The sequence below is a fragment of the Pedobacter sp. W3I1 genome (assembly GCF_030816015.1).
Lineage (GTDB): Bacteria > Bacteroidota > Bacteroidia > Sphingobacteriales > Sphingobacteriaceae > Pedobacter.
The window spans coordinates 5828061-5848735 of the sequence record NZ_JAUSXN010000001.1; the positions used below are offsets into that span (position 1 = coordinate 5828061).

Genomic DNA, 20675 nt, shown 5'->3' on the forward strand with positions numbered 1-20675 from the left:
TACAATGAAACTTTCTGCTATATGCAACGATTATCAGCAATTATTAACATTGGACTTAAATTACATCAGCGCATTCAGCGTGCTGTCAGATGTTACCATCTGACGGTTCGAACAAGTAAAAAACTTGGATTGCAATAGTGGAAATTAGTCAGTGTCGGATGGCAACATCCAACACCATGGATAATCAAAAAAGAATTGGTTACATCATTAGAAAAGCAAATCCAGTAATTCTATTAAGGTTCAGTCCTGCCTTTCCTACAATCTTTTTGTGAATGTTATTACATTCCTGATCATCCAGTTCACAAAAAGGATTTCCGTACAGTCAGGTTTATAAACATAGTTGCTGCAGGTTTCGAACGTCCTTAAAATCAGAAGTGAGTGTTTGATTAGTGTTCAGGTGGTAACATCAATACCACGATCGGTGCTACCTCTTCATCTTAAACAGTTGCCACCAAGGCATAGCTGGTTTTTGATGGTGTTCTAAATGATAACCAAAAAAATAGCAGGTAATAAAGGCAATAAAATGATTTTTCTGCAAGGTAGAAGAATGATATTCGTTATCATGCTCCCCTTTATGTGGCAAATAGGTTCCAAAATAAAACAGCTGAAAAGTACTTAACAATGAAGTGAGTACCCAAAACAAAAGAAGATTCTTTTCATCAACCCAGATTTTCAGCACATTATATGCAATAGCCATAATCACTAATTGGATAATTGTGACATAATTTAGCATGAAACGGAAATACCATTTCCAAAAGCCATGTGGTGCAAAATCAGGATCTTCTTCGGTATGTACATAGCGGTGGTGCTGGTGGTGTTTTGCATACAAACGATTGTAAAAGAAACCTGCATACAGAAAAACAGAAAGATAGCCAATAAAATTATTTGCTTTTTTGTTCGGCGATATGGTTCCATGCATGGCATCGTGAGCGGTAATAAACAAACCGGTGTACAAATGCATCTGAACAAAAACCATCAGATAAACCAAAGGATTATTCCACGCGAAATCCCATGTTAACAAGAAATAAAGGGAAATAAACCAACAGGCAATTACGGTTAACGCAACCAGGATTCCAGTATATGGATTTATAGTTTTCAATGGCTTTTATTTTATTTCGTCATGCTGAATTTAGTTCAGCATCTTTCTCCATTATAAAGACCCTGAACTGAATTCAGGGTGACGCCTCTCTTGATAAATCTAATATTGTTCTAAAGCAGCCTTAACTTTCTCCATGAGCCACATTGGGGTAGAAGTAGCACCGCAGATACCTACTTTATCATTTTGATTAAACCAGGTTTGATCTAATTCTTCTACGTTAGAAATAAAGTAAGAATTATCGTTGTATTTTTTACAAACATCATAAAGTACCTTTCCGTTCGAAGATTTCTTACCCGATACGAAAACGATCTTATCATAATGACTTACAAAATCTTCCAGTTCTTCATAACGGTTAGATACCTGCCTGCAAATGGTATCGTTTGCCTTAACTTCATAACCACGGCTCAATAATTCATCTTTAATGTGATAGAATTTATCGGTGCTTTTGGTGGTTTGGCTGTATAAGGTAAACTTAGCAGGTAATTCTACATTGTCTAGTTCAGCTAAATCCTGAAAAACAATTGCTTTACCATCAGTTTGTCCTTGTAACCCGATTACTTCTGCATGGCCATGCTTACCAAAAATAAGTACTTGCTCATCGTCATCATGCGAATTTTTAATCCTGTTTTGCAATTTCAGCACAACAGGGCAAGAAGCATCTATTAAAGTCAGGTTATTTTCTAAAGCCAGCTGATAAGTTGAGGGCGCTTCACCATGTGCCCTGATCAAAACCTTTTCATCCCTTAAGTTTTTTAACACTTCGTGATCGATGATTTTTAATCCGCGATTAGTTAAACGTTCTACTTCTTCGTCGTTATGAACAATATCGCCAAGACAGTATAAATAACCTTCGTTATTCAGAATATCTTCGGCCATTTCTATAGCATATACCACGCCAAAGCAAAAGCCTGATGATTTATCGATGTTGACCTGTAAGTTTAAATTGCTCATTTTTTTCCAGGATTAGTTATTTATCGTCGTAATGTCCCTTTGCCGAAATTACAAATACTGTAATAATCTCTTCATCGATCCTATAGACTAACCTATCTTTTTTATTTATTTGTCTTGACCAATAGCCAGAAAATTCAAATTTTAATTTTTCAGGTTTACCAACACCTGATGCAGGATGAATGCTTAATTCTATAAAAATTTGTTGGAGTTTCTTAATGGATGCCTGATCTCCAGACTTAAGGATAATGGCTAATTGCTTTTTAGCTTGATCCGTAATATCTACAAAATACTTTTCCATATATCCTGAACATCCTTAACTCTTGTTAAACGTCCATTTTTAATATCCTCTTCACCTTTAGCTATTTCATTAATAAATGCTGAACTATAGCTTTTTTCTTTTTTAAAAGTTACGTTCAATGCTTGTAACACAGCCTCAACTGCCAAAAGTTGCTTTTTATTTTTAGGCTGTACGATTAGTGTTTCCATTTTTATAAAATTATCAAATAGTATCACAAAATTAAGCAAAAATATTTGTTCCGGTTGTCATGTATAAGACAACAAAAAAGATTAGCTGTGAGGCAAACATTGCGACACCAATATATTTCTGTTGCTTTAAACCCAAAGCATAGTAAAATTTTAACAATATTACCGAAACGATAAACCAGGCCACGTAATTTTGAACAGGAATTTCATGCCAGTCCCACTGCCAATAATTAAATTTCATGGCCACAGGCTCCAAAAAGAAATCGAAACCTACAAGTATAAAAGCGCCAATAACCGAAGCCAAAATGCTATGCCTTATTTTCATACTTTTCATCATTTGCCCAACACTGAAAATAAGGATTACCCAATTTACACCCATTAGTAATGGAACCGCAGCAACTTTGTAGCCCAATGTATCGCCATAGTAATAGCTTCCAAATATTTTTCCGGTATGCACGCCCAATACCTCCACCAGAAAGCCACAAAGAAAAACACCCGAAACCAGTAATAATAAACGTTTTACATCGGCATTGTATGAAAAAACAATTACTGCAAACATTAACAACAAGTGAAAGGGAACAAGCTTGATAAAATAAGGCTGAGCAGCTGGGATTAAGAAGCCAAGCAAGCCAACCACATGAAAAACGATAATTATAGCAACTGCAATCCTTTTAATCTTTAAATCGTTTTGATCGTTCTGCCCTTCCATGTGCTCGTTTTAAAAATATGTTTTTTTATAGAAATAAATGAAATGATTAAGAAGAATAACATCTGTAAAGGATGTAAAATCAGATTGATCAAAACATTTTGTCCCGATAAATAAGAGATCATCATTCTGCTTAATACGATTAAAGTTAATGGTAATACAAGTAAAGCAACATTAAAGTTTAAGATTAAAATTACTGGCCCTATGGTTACCAAAAGCTGGTAAAGTAATAATATTATGATGTTATTACCAAAACCTGCCAGTAAATTTTTACTAAAACCATTTAAGCTTTCGCCTAAATTCTTGTACATCCTGCAATAAATCAGTCCGTTGGCTAAAAGGGCCTCAGCATTAAATTTTTCTTGTTTTACCAGCTTCATAATCTCCACATCTTCTACAACCTGGTGTTTAACCCGCTCATGCCAACGGTTTTCTTTGTAATTACTGGCATTAAAAAACATACATTGCCCACTTGCCGCTGCAAATGCCGGATTTTTTGAAAGCTTAACCAAACGCAAAGGCAATAAATTTAATAGGATGAAATGCATTAATGGAACGGTTAACCACTCGCCTATCGATTTTATAGTTTGATTGGTAAAAACACTTAACAATGTTAGGTTTCCAATTTCCATCCGGTTAATCAGGCTATTAATCAATCCTCTTTTTATTGATTCATCTGCATCGATAAACAAAAGATATTTCCCGGTAGCCAGTTCACTAAGCTGCTGGCAAGCATAGTTTTTTCCAAGCCAGTTTTGAGGCAACTCTTTACCGCTTACCACTTTAAATTGCGGATTTGTAAAGCAAAATTTTTCGACTACCCCGAAAGTATTATCGCTGCTGTTATCATCCAAAACAATAACCTCATAATTGGTGTAATCCTGATTTTTTATCGAAACAAGTAATTCTAAAATGTTCTCGTCTTCATTTCTCGCGGGGATTAGGATCGAAACCTTATCATGATAGTGTTTAACCACTCTCGGCAACTTCGGGTTAGAAAGGAAATTGAAAACGGTAACCGAAAACCTAATTACCAGGAAAATTAAAACGGCGTAAATAAAAATTGTCATTCAATAAGCTGAGTTTGTTTAATAACCGATTGATCGTAATGTTTATTGTAGGCGCTTTTTAGTAATTGCAAACTCACATACTCCTCATTCTCCCAATGCTGTAGATAAGTATAAGCCGTTGGCTTTCTTTTCGCAAAATAATCGATAAAGGTAGCAGCAAAAATGATATTGATATTCTTCTGGCTTGCGTTGATCATCTGCATTACGCCTTTTTCGAAACTGATATTTTTTAAGTGGTTCGAATACAATTTGCCCTGGGGAAATACAAGCACCAGATTTGTGGGATCATCTAACAGTTTGCCGGCATAACTAAGCGTTTCCAAAACATCTTTCCCTTTATTTTCAGCTGCAAAAGCACCAAGATATTTCAAGAAACCTACTTTATTGTAATTTTCGGCATTTACCAAAACATGAAATTGTTTTTTAAATACCTTTTTGTTGATATAAAAGAGGAAAAACCCATCCCACCAACTGAAATGATTGGCTAAAATTAATACTGAAGAATCCGGTTTGGTTTCCGCTCCCTCATAATTGAATGCAGCAAAATCTTTTTTGATAATGAATTGAATATACCAAGAGAAAAAGTTGAAAATCAGATTATTTTTTCTGGGCTGATACATTTCGGGAAATTGCAAAAAATTGAGGTGAATTGCAAATGTGGTTTTCTTTACGATGATCATAGTCCTCGTTTGTAACGAGGATTAGCGAGATCCACATTTGTAATGTGGGATAAAATTCTAAAAACAATTTCATTATCAGCGATTAAATCGCTATTCTCTTGCGTCCTCGTTACAAACAAGGACGATAATTATCGCATTTTTAACATGAATAAATATTTTACTTATCTTTAGTAAAAATCTCCCAAACATCCTCATTATAAATGGGGATAATAATTTAATTAAGCCACAAAAAAACTTATGCAATTATGGGAGGAAGCAGATATATTATTACTGATCAAAACCAGACATATTTTGTAACCTGTACAATAGTTGGTTGGATTGATTTATTTACAAGGCCTGAATATAGAACATAATTGTCGATTCGCTAAACCATTGCATCGACAATAAAGGATTAGTATTAAACGCCTGGGTTCTGATGACGAATCATATTCATTTTATTGGAAGGTGTCAAGAACCATACAACATGTCTGATTTTCTAAGGGATTTTAAAAAATTCACCTCAAAAAAACTTGCTGCCGCAATTAGAGAAATACCAGAGAGTAGAAGAGATTGGCTATTAGATAAGTTTAGTTTTGAAGCTAGGAAAACCAATCGGGCAGAAAATTACAAAATTTGGCAAGATGACAATCATCCTATCGATTTACAAGATATAGATCCTTATCAAAAGCTACATTATATTCATGAAAATCCTGTTAAAGCTGGTATTGTTGAATCTCCTGAACAATATACTTACAGCAGCGCTAAAGATTATTCAGGAATTATGGGGCTAGTGAAAGTAGAGTTAATTTAAAAATAATAGCGATGAAATCGCTGTTCTCATGCATCCTCGTTACAAACGAGGACGATATCAGTCTTATAGTCCTCGTTTGTAACGAGGATTAGTGAGATCCACATTTGTAATGTGGTGCAACAGTACTGTAATTTAGCTGTATCCTAGCGATTAAATCGCTATTCTCTTGCGTCCTCGTTAAAAACAAGGACGATATCTGGCCATAAAAAAAACAACTTAACTCAAATAAACCCTATCCTCTTCACCCTCTACATCCATCACCACATCTACGTGTTCTTTTAAGATGGTAGCCAGTTCAAGACCAACAAAATCAGTGGCAATAGGGAAAATTTTATGGCTTCTGTCTACCAAAACAACGGTCCTGATCTTTTTATGCGGCGTATTTAAGAAAACGCCTAAGCCATAAGCAAGTGTTTTGCCACTGTTCAATACGTCATCAACAATAATGATTACCTTATTTTTCCAATGGCTTTCATCCAGATCTGTTGAAGCAACCAATTTGCTGCTTTCTTTCTGCAGGTCGATGCGCAGTAATGTTAGTTTAAAGCCTGAGATCTTTTTAAGCACCTTTTCTAACCTGAGCGCTAATTTGTAACCACGGTCCCAAATACCGGCAAGCACCACTTCTTTCTCATTCAGGTTATCTTCCAAAATCTGATAAGCAATACGATCTATTTTCTGCTGAATTTGTTTCTTGTTAAGAATAAGTAATTGCGATGCCATGTATAAAAAAGGATTGAATACAAAAAGAACGATTTTAAGGATGAAATTCAAACTATTTGAAAAATAATTTCGATTGTTTGCAACGTTTCTGCCAGAGATGCGTCTAATGAATAACCAAAACACAAATCAAAGCCCTTGTTGCACAAATACCGTGTAATGATAGCTTCAGAATCATTTAACGAAAAAACGACTATGAAAATCCTTATCAAATCATCCGCCATTTTATTTATAGTGGTAACCAGCTATATGGCTAAAGCACAGGAAACTAAAAGTTTCACAGTTAAAAACTTCAATAGCATTGGGGTAAGCAGCGGAATTGACTTGTACCTCACCCAAGGCGGCAGCGAAAGTGTGAGCATAAAATCGGATTCGGAAACATTAAAAGATATTGTTGTTGAACAGAGTGGCGGCAATGTTAATATAAAGTTCAAAGACGGGATCAACTGGGGCGGGATGTTTAAAAACCGCACCATTAAAGCTTATGTAAGTTTTAAAACCCTAAATGCAATTGCAGCATCTGGAGGTTCGGATGTTTTTACGCAAAACCAGATCAAGACAGATAAACTTGCCATTCGCTCTTCCGGCGGATCAGATTTAAAACTAACTGTTGTTTGCAACGATCTATCTGTTCAATCAAGCGGGGGCAGCGATCTCGATTTAAAAGGAAAAGCAGAAAATATGACCATTCAATCTAGTGGAGGTAGCGATATTGACGCTTATGAATTAATTGCAGATTATGCAAAGGTGCAGGCTTCTGGTGGTTCTGATGTAAATCTCTATGTAAATAAAGGCCTGGAGGCAAGTGCAAGTGGTGGTGGTGATGTAAGTTATAAAGGAAATGCTTCACTCAAGAAAACATCTACCTCAAAAAGCGGAGATGTGCACCACGTAAATTAAAAGTTTAGTTTAGTTAATAATAGGCGCTGCTTTGTGGATGCAAAGCGGCGTTATCTTTGAAGGATGATTGCACAGATTTGGTATTCATCAGGTCTTATCGCCTAAATTTCAGACTTTTCGACAACTGACTTCCGACTCAAAATTACCCTCTCTTCTTGTATGGATAATAAATAAAGTTAGCACCTTCAGGAACGACCACGAATACACACATAAAATCTTCAGGCTTTTTATAAACCTTTAAGAAAGGTTCTTTTTTCTCCTTACTAATGATTCCTTTTTCTACAAATTCTTCCAGTGTAGAAGCCTGTATGGTCCAATCGGTATTAAGTTCTTCTTTGTTTAAAATAAGTTCGCCAATGTTTACTTCGTGCTGGTGCGCAATAAAAATTGGATGGGCTGATATACCTTCAACCAAGATTTCAAAGGCTACTTCTTTAATGGCATCAGCATAAAACTCCAGGTCTTTTTCTAAACTTACCAGCGGACTTTCCTGCTTTTTTTGTGGTGTTCCGTTCTCTTCGGGCGTTGCACCTAATAATTCTTCTCTATCCATACTTTAACTAATAATCGAATTTTGAATGATTGAATGCTCAAAGCAGCTGCCTTAATTCTCTCATTTAATCCTTCAATCATTCTATTACTTTAACCTTAACAATACTACATTCTCTACGTGTTGCGTGTGCGGAAACATATCTACAGGTTTAATGCGCACCACATCATATTTCTCTTTCAATAACTCCAAGTCTCGTGCCTGAGTGGCTGCATTACAGCTTACATAAACAATTTTTTCAGATTCCATTTCCAGTAATCTTTGTACTACATCTGCATGCATACCAGCGCGTGGCGGATCGGTAATAACTACATCTGGTTTACCATGAGCCAATATAAATTCGGAAGTAAGAATATCTTTCATATCTCCGGCATAGAAAATAGTATTGTCGATGCCATTTAACTCGGAGTTAAATTTTGCATCTTCAATAGCCGTTGGCACATATTCTACTCCTACCACCTGCTTCACGTTTTTTGCAATAAAATTCGCAATTGTACCAGCACCAGTATATAAATCATAAACCAGCTCATCACCTTTAAATCCGGCAAAATCCCTGGTGATTTTATATAACTCAAAGGCTTGCTCGGAATTGGTCTGATAAAAAGATTTTACACCAATTTTAAACCGGATGCCATCCATTTCTTCGAAAATATGATCGCGACCAGCAAATACCACCACATCCTGATCAAAAATGGTATCATTTTTCTTTTGGTTAACGATATACAATAATGAAGTTACCTGTGGAAATTCATTTTGAAGGAAAGCCATCAAACCATCAACCTGTGCCTGTTCGGGATAAGCAAATACCACAGCAACCATTACCTCTCCGGTACTAGAAGTACGTATAATCAGGTTACGCAAAACGCCTTCATGATTACGCAGATCGTAAAACGACAAGTCATTTTCCAAAGCATATTTACGCACTGCGTTTCTGATCGAATTTGAAGGTTCATCCTGCAGATAACAATGCTCAATATCTAAAATTTTATCGAAACGCAAGGGTACGTGAAAGCCCAATGCATTCATATCGAAATCTTCATCGCGTTCTACATCAGTTTTTTCTAACCAACGTTTGTTCGAAAAAGTAAATTCTAATTTATTGCGGTAATATCTGTTTTTTTCTGAGCCTAAAATCGGTTCAGTTCCCGAAGTATCTATTTTACCTAAGCGCTGTAAAGCTGCTTCAACATTTTTCTGTTTAAATTTTAACTGAGCATCGTAGCCCATGTGCTGCCACTTGCAGCCGCCACAGGTCCCGAAATGAGGACAAAAAGGATCGGTACGCAATGCTGATTTTTCATGCAATTGTTCAATAATTGCTTCTGCAAAATTCTTTTTCTTTTTGGTCAACCGAACATCTACCACATCGCCAGGAACGGCCTTATCCACAAAAATGACCAATTCGTCAGCTTTGCCAACACCTTTTCCTTCTTCAGCAATATCAATTATATGTACGTTTGGAACAATAGTTACCGTACCAGGTTTTCTTCTACTCATTATTTTGCAAATATAGAAAAAAGAGGATAAAGGTTGAAGGTAGAAAGGTGGAGGGTTTAAATTAAGAAAGATTGGGCAATATTTTTCCATTCAGTCCAAAACGACTGATTTAGCATATTTTTCGATATTAAAAATTATTTTCCAAAAAATTTAAATGCAGCGCCCCAAAAGCCATCTAACCAATTAAATTTTAGGTCAAATTTTTCATCTACTTGTACAGAAAACTCTAATATTTCTTTGCTCATGATAAAAAACCTATCTATTTAAGCAATAATACTAAATTCATACCAAAAACCGAAACGGTATAAATTAATTTTACACGAAATGGTTAAACCTCTGCCTTGGCATAACCTTAATCAAATTTTATTGATTTTCAGATCTTTATTTGACAAATCAATATAAATCCGTAACTTAATATATCATTCACATAAAAATGGAGGTTCATTATGAACGTTATCCGTAAAATTGAACATTGGGGAGATGTTCATCACTCAAAATGGCTGGATTATCTTCGGATTGTACTTGGCCTGATCATTTTTGGAAAAGGTGTTTCTTTTGTTAGCGACACTTCGGTTCTTCAGAACATGATTACACAAAACAACGTATTTGGTTTTTCGGGCATGCTCATCAGTGTCGCCATTCATGTTGTTGCATTTGCGCATTTGGTTGGGGGTGTTTTAATTACTTTAGGTTTAGTTACCCGCTTTGCCGTTGTAATTCAGATCCCAATCTTATTGTTTGCGGTATTTTTTGTTAACCTTACGCCGGGTTTCTCCACACCGAATTCGGAATTGTGGTTTTCGGTATTGGTCTTGTTTCTGCTCATCATGTTTTGGGTAGTAGGTTCAGGCCCATTATCGGTTGATGAAGGGTTGAAACGCAAAACTGGCAAGCGGTACGCCTAAGCAACGTTAAATATTCTTAGTATCTTTCGCTTTTACAAACGATCATGAAAACGAAGATACTTTTTGCACTGCTTTTTGCGGGATTGGGATGTTATGCACAAAATTCGACAGATGAATATTTCAAGCTAACGCGGGCTGGTTTCATAGAAAAAAATGCCTACGAAACCACTGCTTTTGTAGAAAAATACTTCCGCGTACCCGGCAACACAGGCTTTAATGCCAGTATCCATTACTTAGAAAGTATCCTTAAAAAGGCCGGTTTTGTTGAACAGAAGCAGAATGAATTTGAGGCTCCTTTAACTTATCGCATCGAAAAAAGAGCGATGAAAAACAATACTTGGGAACCTGTTGATGCCAATATTGATATCGTTGGCGAATCTCAACCGCTTATTTCTTATAAAACCAATCGCAACATGATTCCAATCAATTGCGGATCAACAGCTGCAGGAGGTGTTACAGCTAATGTGGTTTACATTGCCAACGTATTGCCTGCCGAAATAGAAAAAATGGATCTGAAAGGGAAAATCCTATTTTCTGAGAACAGTCCATCACGTTTGCTTCAAATAGCCACTAAAGCCGGAGCCATTGGCGTGTTGGGCTATTCGATGCCAAAATATACGCAACCAGAAGTACACCAAACGTCTATCCAGTTTGGGAGTATGAAAGCCAATAGTGAGGTATGGACATTGCTTTTATCTTACGCTGCCAAAGAAAAGTTAAAAGCGGCCTGCTTAAAAGGCGAAACCAAACTAAAAGTAAACATTCAGACGAAAATTTATCCTTCAGAAGAATTAACCATTATAGCAAATGTTAAGGGAAGTGTAAATCCTACTGAACGCTTCGTATTCAGTGCTCACGTTCAGGAACCGGGCGCAAACGATAATGCCAGTGGTGTTGGCACATTGGCAGAAATGGCAAGGTTAACAGCAGCATTATACCAGGCAAAAAAGATCAGGCCAAACCGTACCCTAACTTTTTTATGGGGCGACGAAATTGTGTCAACAAGAAGATATATTACCGAAGATACCACCCGGGCCAAAGGCATTATGTGGGGAATGAGTTTGGATATGGTTGGCGAGGACACAAAAAAAACCGGTTGCTCATTCCTGATTGAAAAAATGCCTGATCCATCGGCCATCTGGACCAGAGGAACAGATAAACATACCGAATGGGGCGCTGGTGATGTTACCGAAAAAGATCTCTTCCCACATTATTTTAACGATTTCATTTTTGATATTTGTAAAACGCAGGGGAAATTTGCCAACTGGACGGTTAATTATAATCCGTTCGAAGGTGGCAGCGACCATACGCCATTCTTGCAAAATAAAATCCCCGGGTTATTGATGTGGCACTTTACCGATGTGTTTTACCATACGGATAATGACAGGATTGATAAAGTTTCGCCTACAGAAATGAAAAATGTTGGGATAAGTGGTTTAACTGCTGCCTATACTTTAATTTCTGCAGATGAAAATACTGCGATAGCTACTGTTTCGCAAGTTAAAACCGATGCTTTAACCCGCTTAAGAACTGAATTTGAACTGAGCAAAAAAGAAATTGCAAAAGGGAAAACCGCAACGGAAGAGAAACACATTATTGAAGTGTGGGCCAAATGGTACACAGATGCTTTGGCAACAGTAAACAAAATGCCTGTAAAATCCGAAACCACCAGAGTTGGTTCGGCAATTAAGTTTGCCACCAACGAGATCGAAAAACAAACGAAGGTATATTTAGAGGAGTTGAAATAGGTTAATTTTTATAGTTTATTAGGTTAATAACAACTTTAATCATCATTTCTTTTTCTTTGGGATCACTTTCTGCTATAAGCAAAGTAAGGGCAACTAATGCATTATCGGCAATTCTCTTTGCTCCGTCTGCGCGATAAAGCATTTTATTTTTATCGAGGAACCAAACGAACAAAAAGGCACCGATACGTTTGTTCCCATCAGAAAAGGAATGATTTTTTACTACAAAGTACAATAAATTAGCCGCTTTTTCTTCCAAACTCGGATAAAGTTCATCTCCATCAAATGTTTGATAAATGGTGAATAAGGAACTTTTAAATGATTGATCTTTTTCATTCCGAAAAGCTTACTTCCTCCAAATTTCAATCTTAAATCATCTATCGCCTCAATTGCCGAATCATAATCGATTTTAAAACTACCTTTAACATTAGAAACAGTATTTTCCAATTGCTGATGGTCATACCTGTCCAAAACATCTAAAGCATAAACATAATCGGTAAGAATTTTAAAAGTACTTTTTAGCTCTTCATCATTTAGCAACTGATTATTTTGAACAACACCAACTAATTTAATCGCTTGCTTTAATTCTATCAGCTGTTGGTTCTGCGCTTTAAGTTTTTTATTATTTAACGCATATCCTTTTATTAAATAATCTTTTAAAATCTGATTAGCCCAAATACGGAATTTGGTACCCTCTTTTGATTTTACGCGGTAACCTATGGAAATAACTACATCCAAAGAATAAAATTCAATTTCTCTGCTAACTGACCTATTACCTTCTTTTCGAACTGTCAAGGATTTCTTGACAGTTGATATTTTATCTAATTCATTCTCTTCAAATATATTCTTAATATGAAGACTAATATTCTGTTTAGTTTTATTAAAAAGATGTTGCATTTGCTGCTGCGTTAGCCAAACAGTCTCATTTCCATACGTAACTTCTATTGCAGGTAGACCCTCTTCTGTTTTATAAATTATAATTTCATCCTTAATCATCACTTCAAGTTAGTAAAATATTTATCTTATTTTCGCATCATGCCTAAACCAAAAGCCATAGTAATCGGTGCCGGAATTGCGGGAATCGCATCTGCGATCCGCCTTGCTGTGAAGGGTTATGAAGTCTCTGTTTTTGAGGCCAACTCGAAACCAGGTGGTAAGCTGTCGGAAATAAAAATGAACGGTTTCAGGTTTGATGCAGGACCAAGTCTATTTACGATGCCACAGTACGTGGATGAACTTTTTAAGCTGGCCGGTAAAAACCCTAAAGATTATTTTGAATATTTAAAACTAAAAGAAATTTGCCGTTATTTTTATGAAGATGGTTTAAGGCTAAATGCCAGCGCAGATCTCGATAAGTTTGCAAAGGAAATTGAAGAAAAAACAACTTCGACCGCCAAAGAAATTGATCATTACTTAAACAAAAGCAAAACTATTTACGATATCACCCACCGCGTATTTCTGGAAAGAACTTTGCATAAACTTAAAAGCTACCTGTATTGGGATACCTTAAAATCCATACTCCGTTTTGGTCAGATTGATGCTTTTAGAACACAAGCAAAAGCAAATAAATCTTTCTTTAAGGACGATAGAGTAGCCCAGCTTTTTAACCGTTATGCAACCTATAATGGTTCCAATCCCTATCAGGCACCAGCCACATTGAATGTAATTCCACATTTTGAATATCATTTTGGCGCTTTTATCCCAAAAAACGGTATGTACAGTATTGTTACTGCCTTGGTAAAATTGGCAGAAGAGTTAGGAATAAGGTTTCATTACAATCAAAAGGTGGAAGAAATTATATATTCCAATGAACATAAACCCGAAATACAGGGTGCAAAAGTTAACGATAAAACCTATAAGGCTGATGTTGTTGTTTCGAACCTTGATATCTGGTTTACTTATAAAAACCTACTTAAAAACATATCTCAACCGAAAAAATTATTAAACCAGGAACGGAGTAGTTCAGCTTTAATTTTTTACTGGGGCATGGATGGAAATTATAGCGATCTGGGCTTACACAACATCTTTTTCACTGAGGATTACAAAAAGGAGTTTAACTCGATGTGGAAAGATAAAACCATTAGCAACGACCCTACCGTTTACATTAATATCAGCTGTAAACATATTAGGGATGATGCACCTATTGACAGCGAAAACTGGTTTGTAATGATAAACGTCCCTGCCAATAACGGTCAAAACTGGGATCTCTTGATTAAAGAAGCCAGGGCAAATATTATCAAAAAAATCAGTCGTGTATTAAACAGAAATATCCAAAAAGATATTATTTGCGAACAGATCCTTGATCCAAGAAGTATAGAAAGCAAAACGGGATCGTATCAGGGTTCTTTATACGGCAACAGTTCTAACAATCAGTTTTCTGCCTTTTTAAGGCATCCTAATTTCAGCTCGAAAGTTAAAAATTTGTATTTCTGTGGAGGCAGCGTACATCCAGGCGGAGGAATTCCTCTTGCGTTGCTATCGGCTAAGATAATTGATGATAATATTTAGTTCATTAGGCATTGGTTCATTGGTCAATAGTTTATGGTTGATAGCTTATTAGTTCAATAGTCATAGGTTAAAGCGATCGCTAAACCTTAACTTTTCTTAACTTCTTGATGGTCAAACTACAGGCAAAGCGTTTATTGGCTTCTAGCCGTAGGCTACAGATTTCTGAATATTTAATCGGTGAATTGACTCCAAGCTCCAAACTCAGCTCCTGTTAATCGCTTCTTCCAACTTTTCGCCATCTAAATCAAATGCGTCTACAATCAGTTTGGCCTGGGTATAAAAGGGATCACGTTCTTCGAGTTTCTCTTTAATAAACACTAAAAGCTGTTCATCATCTAAATCTTTAATTAACGGACGTTTTTGACGGTTATGTAAACGTGATACCAAAGCCGCTGGCTCCATTTGTAAGTAAACCGTTTCACCGTTAGCATTCATCCATTCCATGTTATCGAAGAAGCACGGCAATCCGCCCCCAGTAGCTACCACACAAGTTTCCGGATAATCGAAGGTTTTAAGCGTTTCACTTTCGTAATCCCTAAAAGCACTTTCTCCATATTCAGCAAAATATTCGGCAATGCTTTTACCAGTTTTTGAAACAATTTCGGCGTCAAGATCAATCACAGGGCATTCTAAACGATGTGCCAGCTGTTTAGCTTTTGTACTTTTGCCGCAGCCCATGTATCCGATAAGGAAAATTTTCATGTATCTCTCTTTTAGCTTCGACCTTATAATAAATGGTCGCGTTTTAACATAATATAATCGGTTACAGGTGGCGTAAAGCCTTCTTTTTTTAATAAAGTTACAACTTGTCCGCGATGATAAGTAGAATGATTAAATAAATGAAATAAAATTTCATCTAATCGGTTTTCGTACTGAACTCCCTGTGAGTTGCTGTACAAAATCTTTTTATCTAATGCATTTCCTTTCAATGCCTCCCTGATCAACTTAAAATTTTCAGCAGCAATACGCTCAAAGTTTTCCTTACGATGAAGATCCCAAACACCATAAAGTGGCTTCTTACCTGAAATTCGTTGCGCCCATATATGCTGCGCATTAAGCACGTGACTAAACAATCGCTCTGCATCGGACATTTCGACTGTTGAAAGCTTAAATATTTCGATAATACGTTGGTCGGCAAGCTCAGTATAATTTATAATTTCTTCCTCTCGCATAACCTAACTTAATTTAACTCTTGGATCAACGTAGGCATATAAAATATCAACCAGGATGTTGATGACCACAAATACGAAAGCGATAAAAAGAATAGATCCCATCACCACAGGAAAATCAGACATTTCTAAAGCGGTTACTGTTGTTCTGCCTAACCCATTATAACCGAAAATATACTCTACAAAAAAAGAACCTGCCAGCAAAGAGGCGAACCATCCTGAAATGGCCGTAATTACGGGATTCATGGCATTTTTTAATGCGTGTTTATAAATGATGGCATTTCTACTTAAGCCTTTGGCTCTGGCAGTTCTGATATAATCCTGTGCTAAAACATCCAGCATTGCACTTCTGGTTAACTGCACAATAATCGCCAAAGGCCTCAAACCAAGGGTAATCATTGGCAGCCATAGGTTTCTTAGGGTTAATACTTCACCATTAAAAGGATCGTAAGAATACAAACTTCCGCTCATTTTTAGGCCTGTATAATTGCTCAGTACAAAGCCGAACAGCCAGGCAATAATAATTCCGGCAAAAAAAGAAGGTGCTGATATGCCCAGAATGGCAAATGCATTAGCCGATTTATCAATCCACGAATCTTTATAAACTGCTGAAAGCACACCCAAAAACACACCGATTATGGTGGCAAAAATCATCGCCGTTAAAGCCAGGATAAAAGTATTCGGTACCGTTTCTGAAAGTATAGCGGTTACATCGCGTTTGGTCTGGTAAGAACTGCGGAGATAAGGCCATTTTATTACCAGCGCCTTTTTCTCAAAGGCCATCAGTTTTGCGAAATGATATTTCTGTTGATTGGTGCTATCGTTATCCAGAATGCTAATTGGCGATAAATCGTTAATATATAAAACGAACTGAACGGGCTTAGATCGGTCTAAGCCAAATTCTTTACGAACGGCTTCGAGCGATTGTACATCTGCCCTCTGTCCCATTGTCATCCGTGCCGGATCGCCGGGCAAAATATTAAACAGCACAAAAACAACCAATATTACACCGCCCATTACCAGCAGCCCATACATCAGTTTTTTTAGTGCGTACCCGATCATTTTTATTTATCGAAATATTTTCGGCTGAGTTGGTCGAAAGTGGGTACGTTATGAAAATGCCATTTATTGATCACCACTCCGTTCCTCATCAACAAAACACCAGGATTTGCCCTTACCATACTTTTTAAAGGTACAGCATCAGCATAAAAGACCTCCGAAAACAAGTTGTTCTTTTTGATAAAAGCCTGTGCATCCTGAGCTGAATTGGAAGTAAGTAATACCGTGCGGATATTAAACTGCTGCGTAGCATTTAAAGCTAAGGCATTTAGTTTACCAATAGCCGCCTCGTTTGTCGCATGAAGATCGTAAGCTACAAAGATTAAATTATAATAAGGGTTTTCGATCAGTTCTTTGGTGTAATCAGTACCTGAAGCATCGGTAATGTTCAGGTCCTTAATTTTAGGTTCAAAACCTTTTTTAACCAGCCTTTTTGTAGGTTCTCCGATAATTTCCCAGTTATTGTCCTTCCAGATTTCAGTTTTAAGATAGGCTTTATCGCTCATATCTTTCTCTTCATTGGTTTTCTTGTTTTTTAAGTGATACATGATCTCAAATTCATCTGGTTTTTCTCCCGAAGGAATAACCATTAATGATGGAATATGTGCACCAACTTTATAAGGAAGAAAATCGATAACCGGCAAAACATTATAAGTGTATAACCCAAAACCTAAAGATATAACTGTAACTGCGATGGCAATGTTCCGCTGAGTAGTTTCTTTTTTGAATAAAGGTTGAATGAGGTTCTTGTTTAAGAAAACAACAATAATCAGCGCTAATAGGATCAGATCTTTACTGAACGATTGCCAGGGGGTAAGTGGAATGGCATCGCCAAAACAGCCACAACTGGTAACTACTTTAAAAGCTGCCGATATAAATGTGAGCAGGGTAAAAAAGATAATGAGAAGCAATAAACCCCAGGCTACCTTTTTACTCCAGAAACCCAATAGCAATAAGGCACCGAGAACAATTTCTAAAGTACAAAGTAAAATAGCAATACCAGTGGCCATTCCACTCAGGAAATTCATGTGAAAAACTTCAAAATATTCCTGTAGTTTATAACCAAAGCCAAGTGGATCGTTTGCTTTAATCAATCCTGAAAATATGAATAAAGCACCGACAAAAATCCTGGAGAATCTTAAAAGTATGTTTCGCATCTGTATGTATCTATTTTTAAAGGCTATTACGTTATTTATTTAACGCCGAGTTTGATCAGTGCGAAAACAGAATAGTTCAACATATCCTGATAATTCGCATGAACACCCTCCGAAGCCAGGGTTTGCCCTTCGTTGTCTTCTATCTGTTTTACCCTAAAAATTTTCATCAAAATCAGGTCGGTTAATGAGCTAATGCGCATATCGCGCCAAGCCTCACCATAATCGTGGTTTTTGGCAAACATTAAATCTTTGGTTTCCGTTACCTTTTCTTCAAATCTTTTTTCAACTTCGGCATAAGGCATCTCGTTCGGATCGCTCTCGGTCAATTCGAGTTGCATCATGGCAATAATGCAATAGTTTACAATCCCGATGTATTCAGATATCACACCCTCTCCTACCTTACTTACTTTTTTTTCTTCGAGGGTACGGATTCGTTGTGCTTTGATAAAAATCTGATCGGTTATCGAACTTAGTCTTAAAATCCGCCATGCAGTGCCGTAATCTTTAGTTTTTTTCAAAAATAATGATCTGCAAACTGCAATCACTTCATCAAATTCGGTAGAGGTATTTGTTTGTGCCAAAGCCAATAATTATTTAGTTTTTAGTGTATTTTTGTCCTGAAAAAACAAAAGCTAAAGATACATTTTTAAAGCGAAACCCAAATCCCGAAAGGTTTATTATGGCAGAAAAAAACTTTTTTGAGCCCAAACAAAGCTTAAACATTAAAGGTAAACTTATCGATTTAAGCCGCCCAAAAGTGATGGGTATTTTAAATATCACCCCCGATTCTTTTTACAGCAATAGTCGCACAAAATCGATAGACGAAGCTTTAACCAAAGCTGCCCAGTTTCTTAATGAAGGTGCTACATTTATCGATATAGGCGGATACTCATCCAGACCGGGCGCTAAAGATATTTCTACCAATGAAGAGGTTGATCGTTTGGTGCCCGTGGTAGAAAGTTTAGTAAAAGCATTTCCCGAAGCGGTTATTTCTATCGATACCTTCAGGGCAAAAGTTGCCCAAGAAACCATTTCGGTAGGTGCGCATATCATTAACGATATTGCCGCTGGGGACCTGGACGACCAAATGTTAGAAACCGTAGCCAAACTGCGGGTACCTTACATAATGATGCACATGCAGGGAACTCCCCAAAATATGCAGCAAAATCCTGTTTATAACAATGTATTGTTAGAAGTAATTGATTATCTGGCAAAAAAAGTTGCGACACTTAAGGCGCTGCGTATTCATGATGTAATTATTGACCCTGGTTTTGGCTTCGGAAAAACTACTGAACATAATTATGAGTTGCTTAACCAATTGGAAGCTTTTAAAATTTTTAAACTTCCAATTTTAGTGGGCTTCTCGCGTAAAGGAATGATTTACAAAACACTCGGCACTTCGGCAGCAGAAGCCCTGAACGGAACAACTGTACTCAATACCATTGCACTACAAAAAGGTGCGGGCATTTTAAGGGTACATGATGTTAAGGAAGCGGCAGAGTGTGTACGGTTGGTGGAGATGCTGGGTTAAGCGGCTGTTATAGGAGTAATCAACATTGGTCGATTATTTGTTATTAGATCCTGAAATGAATTCAGGATGACGATTCCCCATAGATTCGTCCTGCTGAACTGGTTTCAGCATCTATTTTTCGGGTAAAGACCTTGAAATAAATTTACTTCGTACCTTTCCGCTACGCTACAGATCAGGGTGACGATCTTCAAAAAAAATTAACCGATTAACCAGTTCAAACAGTTAACCTATCTTGCTTGTAAACTGAAAACCGTTTTACTATCTTGCCGTTGATGAAAGGATTAGATTTTGATTTCGTAAAATTCACCATTACCGACGTGGTAGACATTGTGCTTGTGGCACTTTTAATCTATTACGTTTATACCCTAATCCGCAATACCTTAGCTGTTAACCTGCTGGTTGGGATGCTCATTATTGCGATATTCTATCGTATTGTTGATGCTTTGCACATGAAGCTGCTTACCGCTATCATTGAGAAATTTATGAGTGTGGGGATCATTGCTTTGATTGTAATCTTCCATCCAGAGATCAGGCGTTTCCTATTACTGATCGGGAAAAATGCTTTTTTACAAAAGAATAAAGCTTGGTGGGGTTACTTATTCGGTAGAAAAGAGATTGAAAGAAATAATTTAACTAGAATAAAACCCATTATTGATGCTTGTAAAAGCATGAAAAAAACCCGTACAGGTGCATTAATCGTTTTTGTTAAATTTTACGACGAGCAATTTTTCGCCAACAGTTGTGAGCTTGTTGATGCTAAAATATCAAAACGTTTGTTAGAAAGTATCTTTCAGAAAAACAGTCCGCTGCATGATGGAGCCGTGGTTATTTCTGAAAACAAAATTAAAAGTGCCAGTTGTATTTTACCTTTAACAGATAACGACCAGTTACCCTCACAATTTGGGCTAAGGCACCGCGCAGGTATTGGTGTTTCTGAAACGACAGATGCAGTTGCGGTAATCATATCTGAAGAAACAGGAGAAATATCGTATGCCAAACAAGGCCGGGTAAGGATGAATGTTTCGTTCGGAGAACTGGAGAAATTACTGAATAAAGATTTTTAAGGCACCGATTAAGGGGATTTTTAGTGATTACACAGATTAAAGCAAGGAATCGTCATCTCGACTGAAGCGCAGCGAAATGGAGAGATCTATC

Annotated in this window: 25 protein-coding genes; 7 read left to right on the plus strand and 18 right to left on the minus strand. The window is 36.9% G+C overall.

What is annotated here, in order from left to right; genetic code table 11:
* Positions 1–424: 424 nt before the first annotated feature.
* From QF042_RS23745 to QF042_RS23775, 7 genes are all read right to left on the minus strand, one after another.
* On the minus strand, positions 425–1099 hold the full coding sequence (locus tag QF042_RS23745) for a fatty acid desaturase (RefSeq protein WP_307532637.1): 675 nt from the start codon (positions 1097–1099) through the stop codon (positions 425–427).
* 99 nt (positions 1100–1198) lie between these two features.
* Positions 1199–2050, minus strand: a complete 852-nt coding sequence (locus QF042_RS23750; protein ID WP_307532638.1) for a 4-hydroxy-3-methylbut-2-enyl diphosphate reductase — start codon at positions 2048–2050, stop codon at positions 1199–1201.
* Positions 2051–2066: 16 nt separating this feature from the next.
* The gene (locus QF042_RS23755) at positions 2067–2348 is read right to left on the minus strand and encodes a Txe/YoeB family addiction module toxin (protein ID WP_307532639.1); all 282 of its coding nucleotides are present in this window, start codon (positions 2346–2348) and stop codon (positions 2067–2069) included.
* Positions 2330–2536 (minus strand): DUF2683 family protein, encoded by a 207-nt coding sequence (locus tag QF042_RS23760; RefSeq protein WP_307532640.1) that lies wholly within the window; start codon positions 2534–2536, stop codon positions 2330–2332. The genes QF042_RS23755 and QF042_RS23760 overlap by 19 nt, the downstream gene beginning before the upstream one ends.
* Before the next feature lie 31 nt (positions 2537–2567).
* Positions 2568–3242 carry a carotenoid biosynthesis protein gene (locus QF042_RS23765; RefSeq protein ID WP_307532641.1) on the minus strand — a complete coding sequence of 225 codons (675 nt, stop codon included), beginning with the start codon at positions 3240–3242 and terminating at the stop codon, positions 2568–2570.
* Positions 3212–4309, minus strand: a complete 1098-nt coding sequence (locus tag QF042_RS23770; RefSeq protein ID WP_307532642.1) for a glycosyltransferase family 2 protein — start codon at positions 4307–4309, stop codon at positions 3212–3214. The genes QF042_RS23765 and QF042_RS23770 overlap by 31 nt, the downstream gene beginning before the upstream one ends.
* Positions 4306–4989, minus strand: a complete 684-nt coding sequence (locus QF042_RS23775) for a 1-acyl-sn-glycerol-3-phosphate acyltransferase (RefSeq protein ID WP_307532643.1) — start codon at positions 4987–4989, stop codon at positions 4306–4308. Before QF042_RS23775 ends, QF042_RS23770 begins: the two co-directional genes overlap by 4 nt.
* Positions 4990–5365: 376 nt before the next feature.
* Between QF042_RS23775 and QF042_RS23780 the strand changes: the two genes are divergently transcribed.
* Positions 5366–5779 (plus strand): transposase, encoded by a 414-nt coding sequence (locus QF042_RS23780; protein ID WP_307533330.1) that lies wholly within the window; start codon positions 5366–5368, stop codon positions 5777–5779.
* A 216-nt stretch (positions 5780–5995) separates the two neighbouring features.
* Here the strand turns inward: QF042_RS23780 and QF042_RS23785 are convergent, their stop codons facing one another.
* On the minus strand, positions 5996–6502 hold the full coding sequence (locus QF042_RS23785) for a phosphoribosyltransferase family protein (RefSeq protein ID WP_029275623.1): 507 nt from the start codon (positions 6500–6502) through the stop codon (positions 5996–5998).
* 192 nt (positions 6503–6694) lie between these two features.
* Between QF042_RS23785 and QF042_RS23790 the strand changes: the two genes are divergently transcribed.
* Positions 6695–7399 (plus strand): head GIN domain-containing protein, encoded by a 705-nt coding sequence (locus QF042_RS23790; protein ID WP_307532644.1) that lies wholly within the window; start codon positions 6695–6697, stop codon positions 7397–7399.
* A 142-nt stretch (positions 7400–7541) separates the two neighbouring features.
* Here the strand turns inward: QF042_RS23790 and QF042_RS23795 are convergent, their stop codons facing one another.
* The 3 genes from QF042_RS23795 to QF042_RS23805 form a co-directional block, all read right to left on the minus strand.
* Entirely contained in the window at positions 7542–7952 is a 411-nt protein-coding gene (locus QF042_RS23795; RefSeq protein ID WP_307532645.1) for a hypothetical protein, read from the minus strand.
* 84 nt (positions 7953–8036) lie between these two features.
* Positions 8037–9446, minus strand: a complete 1410-nt coding sequence (gene rlmD, locus QF042_RS23800; protein WP_307532646.1) for a 23S rRNA (uracil(1939)-C(5))-methyltransferase RlmD — start codon at positions 9444–9446, stop codon at positions 8037–8039.
* Between the two features lie 134 nt (positions 9447–9580).
* On the minus strand, positions 9581–9691 hold the full coding sequence (locus QF042_RS23805; RefSeq protein ID WP_025145553.1) for a hypothetical protein: 111 nt from the start codon (positions 9689–9691) through the stop codon (positions 9581–9583).
* A 201-nt stretch (positions 9692–9892) separates the two neighbouring features.
* On the opposite strand from QF042_RS23805, the gene QF042_RS23810 reads away from it, so the two are divergent.
* Both QF042_RS23810 and QF042_RS23815 read left to right on the plus strand, forming a co-directional pair.
* Positions 9893–10351, plus strand: a complete 459-nt coding sequence (locus QF042_RS23810) for a DoxX family protein (RefSeq protein WP_057931136.1) — start codon at positions 9893–9895, stop codon at positions 10349–10351.
* Positions 10352–10395: 44 nt separating this feature from the next.
* Positions 10396–12099: a M28 family peptidase gene (locus tag QF042_RS23815; RefSeq protein WP_307532647.1), complete on the plus strand. Its 1704-nt coding sequence runs from the start codon at positions 10396–10398 to the stop codon at positions 12097–12099.
* A 1-nt stretch (position 12100) separates the two neighbouring features.
* Here QF042_RS23815 and QF042_RS23820 read toward each other — a convergent pair whose 3' ends face one another.
* Entirely contained in the window at positions 12101–12394 is a 294-nt protein-coding gene (locus tag QF042_RS23820; protein WP_373459107.1) for a type II toxin-antitoxin system death-on-curing family toxin, read from the minus strand.
* Entirely contained in the window at positions 12319–13092 is a 774-nt protein-coding gene (locus QF042_RS23825; RefSeq protein WP_307532649.1) for a virulence RhuM family protein, read from the minus strand. Before QF042_RS23825 ends, QF042_RS23820 begins: the two co-directional genes overlap by 76 nt.
* 39 nt (positions 13093–13131) lie before the next feature.
* Between QF042_RS23825 and crtD the strand changes: the two genes are divergently transcribed.
* Positions 13132–14604, plus strand: a complete 1473-nt coding sequence (crtD, locus tag QF042_RS23830; RefSeq protein ID WP_307532650.1) for a 1-hydroxycarotenoid 3,4-desaturase CrtD — start codon at positions 13132–13134, stop codon at positions 14602–14604.
* Positions 14605–14805: 201 nt separating this feature from the next.
* Here crtD and QF042_RS23835 read toward each other — a convergent pair whose 3' ends face one another.
* The 5 genes from QF042_RS23835 to QF042_RS23855 are packed head-to-tail and all read right to left on the minus strand — an operon-like array spanning position 14806 to position 18570.
* Positions 14806–15306 (minus strand): shikimate kinase, encoded by a 501-nt coding sequence (locus QF042_RS23835; RefSeq protein WP_307532651.1) that lies wholly within the window; start codon positions 15304–15306, stop codon positions 14806–14808.
* Positions 15307–15329: 23 nt separating this feature from the next.
* Positions 15330–15776 carry a DinB family protein gene (locus tag QF042_RS23840; protein WP_307532652.1) on the minus strand — a complete coding sequence of 149 codons (447 nt, stop codon included), beginning with the start codon at positions 15774–15776 and terminating at the stop codon, positions 15330–15332.
* 3 nt (positions 15777–15779) lie between these two features.
* A complete protein-coding gene (locus tag QF042_RS23845) occupies positions 15780–16835 on the minus strand; it encodes an ABC transporter permease (RefSeq protein ID WP_307532653.1) in 1056 nt (351 codons plus the stop codon).
* 2 nt (positions 16836–16837) lie between these two features.
* Positions 16838–17989: a BT_3928 family protein gene (locus QF042_RS23850; protein ID WP_307532654.1), complete on the minus strand. Its 1152-nt coding sequence runs from the start codon at positions 17987–17989 to the stop codon at positions 16838–16840.
* Positions 17990–18024: 35 nt separating this feature from the next.
* The gene (locus QF042_RS23855; protein WP_307532655.1) at positions 18025–18570 is read right to left on the minus strand and encodes a DUF1599 domain-containing protein; all 546 of its coding nucleotides are present in this window, start codon (positions 18568–18570) and stop codon (positions 18025–18027) included.
* Between the two features lie 98 nt (positions 18571–18668).
* On the opposite strand from QF042_RS23855, the gene folP reads away from it, so the two are divergent.
* Together folP and cdaA are read left to right on the plus strand one after the other, a co-directional pair.
* On the plus strand, positions 18669–19520 hold the full coding sequence (gene folP, locus QF042_RS23860; protein ID WP_307532656.1) for a dihydropteroate synthase: 852 nt from the start codon (positions 18669–18671) through the stop codon (positions 19518–19520).
* 272 nt (positions 19521–19792) lie between these two features.
* On the plus strand, positions 19793–20584 hold the full coding sequence (cdaA, locus tag QF042_RS23865) for a diadenylate cyclase CdaA (RefSeq protein ID WP_307532657.1): 792 nt from the start codon (positions 19793–19795) through the stop codon (positions 20582–20584).
* The last annotated feature ends 91 nt before the right edge of the window (positions 20585–20675 follow it).

Bases quoted from the DNA above. Each gene is read 5' to 3' on its own strand.
- QF042_RS23790 (WP_307532644.1), top strand. From the start codon at position 6,695: ATGAAAATCCTTATCAAATCATCCGCCATTTTATTTATAGTGGTAACC.
- QF042_RS23805 (WP_025145553.1), bottom strand. From the start codon at position 9,691: ATGAGCAAAGAAATATTAGAGTTTTCTGTACAAGTAGATGAAAAATTT.
- QF042_RS23815 (WP_307532647.1), top strand. From the start codon at position 10,396: ATGAAAACGAAGATACTTTTTGCACTGCTTTTTGCGGGATTGGGATGT.
- QF042_RS23810 (WP_057931136.1), top strand. From the start codon at position 9,893: ATGAACGTTATCCGTAAAATTGAACATTGGGGAGATGTTCATCACTCA.
- QF042_RS23825 (WP_307532649.1), bottom strand. From the start codon at position 13,092: ATGATTAAGGATGAAATTATAATTTATAAAACAGAAGAGGGTCTACCT.
- cdaA (WP_307532657.1), top strand. From the start codon at position 19,793: ATGAAAGGATTAGATTTTGATTTCGTAAAATTCACCATTACCGACGTG.
- QF042_RS23840 (WP_307532652.1), bottom strand. From the start codon at position 15,776: ATGCGAGAGGAAGAAATTATAAATTATACTGAGCTTGCCGACCAACGT.
- rlmD (WP_307532646.1), bottom strand. From the start codon at position 9,446: ATGAGTAGAAGAAAACCTGGTACGGTAACTATTGTTCCAAACGTACAT.
- QF042_RS23770 (WP_307532642.1), bottom strand. From the start codon at position 4,309: ATGACAATTTTTATTTACGCCGTTTTAATTTTCCTGGTAATTAGGTTT.
- QF042_RS23775 (WP_307532643.1), bottom strand. From the start codon at position 4,989: ATGATCATCGTAAAGAAAACCACATTTGCAATTCACCTCAATTTTTTG.
- QF042_RS23765 (WP_307532641.1), bottom strand. From the start codon at position 3,242: ATGGAAGGGCAGAACGATCAAAACGATTTAAAGATTAAAAGGATTGCA.
- QF042_RS23835 (WP_307532651.1), bottom strand. From the start codon at position 15,306: ATGAAAATTTTCCTTATCGGATACATGGGCTGCGGCAAAAGTACAAAA.
- folP (WP_307532656.1), top strand. From the start codon at position 18,669: ATGGCAGAAAAAAACTTTTTTGAGCCCAAACAAAGCTTAAACATTAAA.
- QF042_RS23845 (WP_307532653.1), bottom strand. From the start codon at position 16,835: ATGATCGGGTACGCACTAAAAAAACTGATGTATGGGCTGCTGGTAATG.
- crtD (WP_307532650.1), top strand. From the start codon at position 13,132: ATGCCTAAACCAAAAGCCATAGTAATCGGTGCCGGAATTGCGGGAATC.
- QF042_RS23795 (WP_307532645.1), bottom strand. From the start codon at position 7,952: ATGGATAGAGAAGAATTATTAGGTGCAACGCCCGAAGAGAACGGAACA.
- QF042_RS23760 (WP_307532640.1), bottom strand. From the start codon at position 2,536: ATGGAAACACTAATCGTACAGCCTAAAAATAAAAAGCAACTTTTGGCA.
- QF042_RS23785 (WP_029275623.1), bottom strand. From the start codon at position 6,502: ATGGCATCGCAATTACTTATTCTTAACAAGAAACAAATTCAGCAGAAA.
- QF042_RS23755 (WP_307532639.1), bottom strand. From the start codon at position 2,348: ATGGAAAAGTATTTTGTAGATATTACGGATCAAGCTAAAAAGCAATTA.
- QF042_RS23850 (WP_307532654.1), bottom strand. From the start codon at position 17,989: ATGCGAAACATACTTTTAAGATTCTCCAGGATTTTTGTCGGTGCTTTA.
- QF042_RS23750 (WP_307532638.1), bottom strand. From the start codon at position 2,050: ATGAGCAATTTAAACTTACAGGTCAACATCGATAAATCATCAGGCTTT.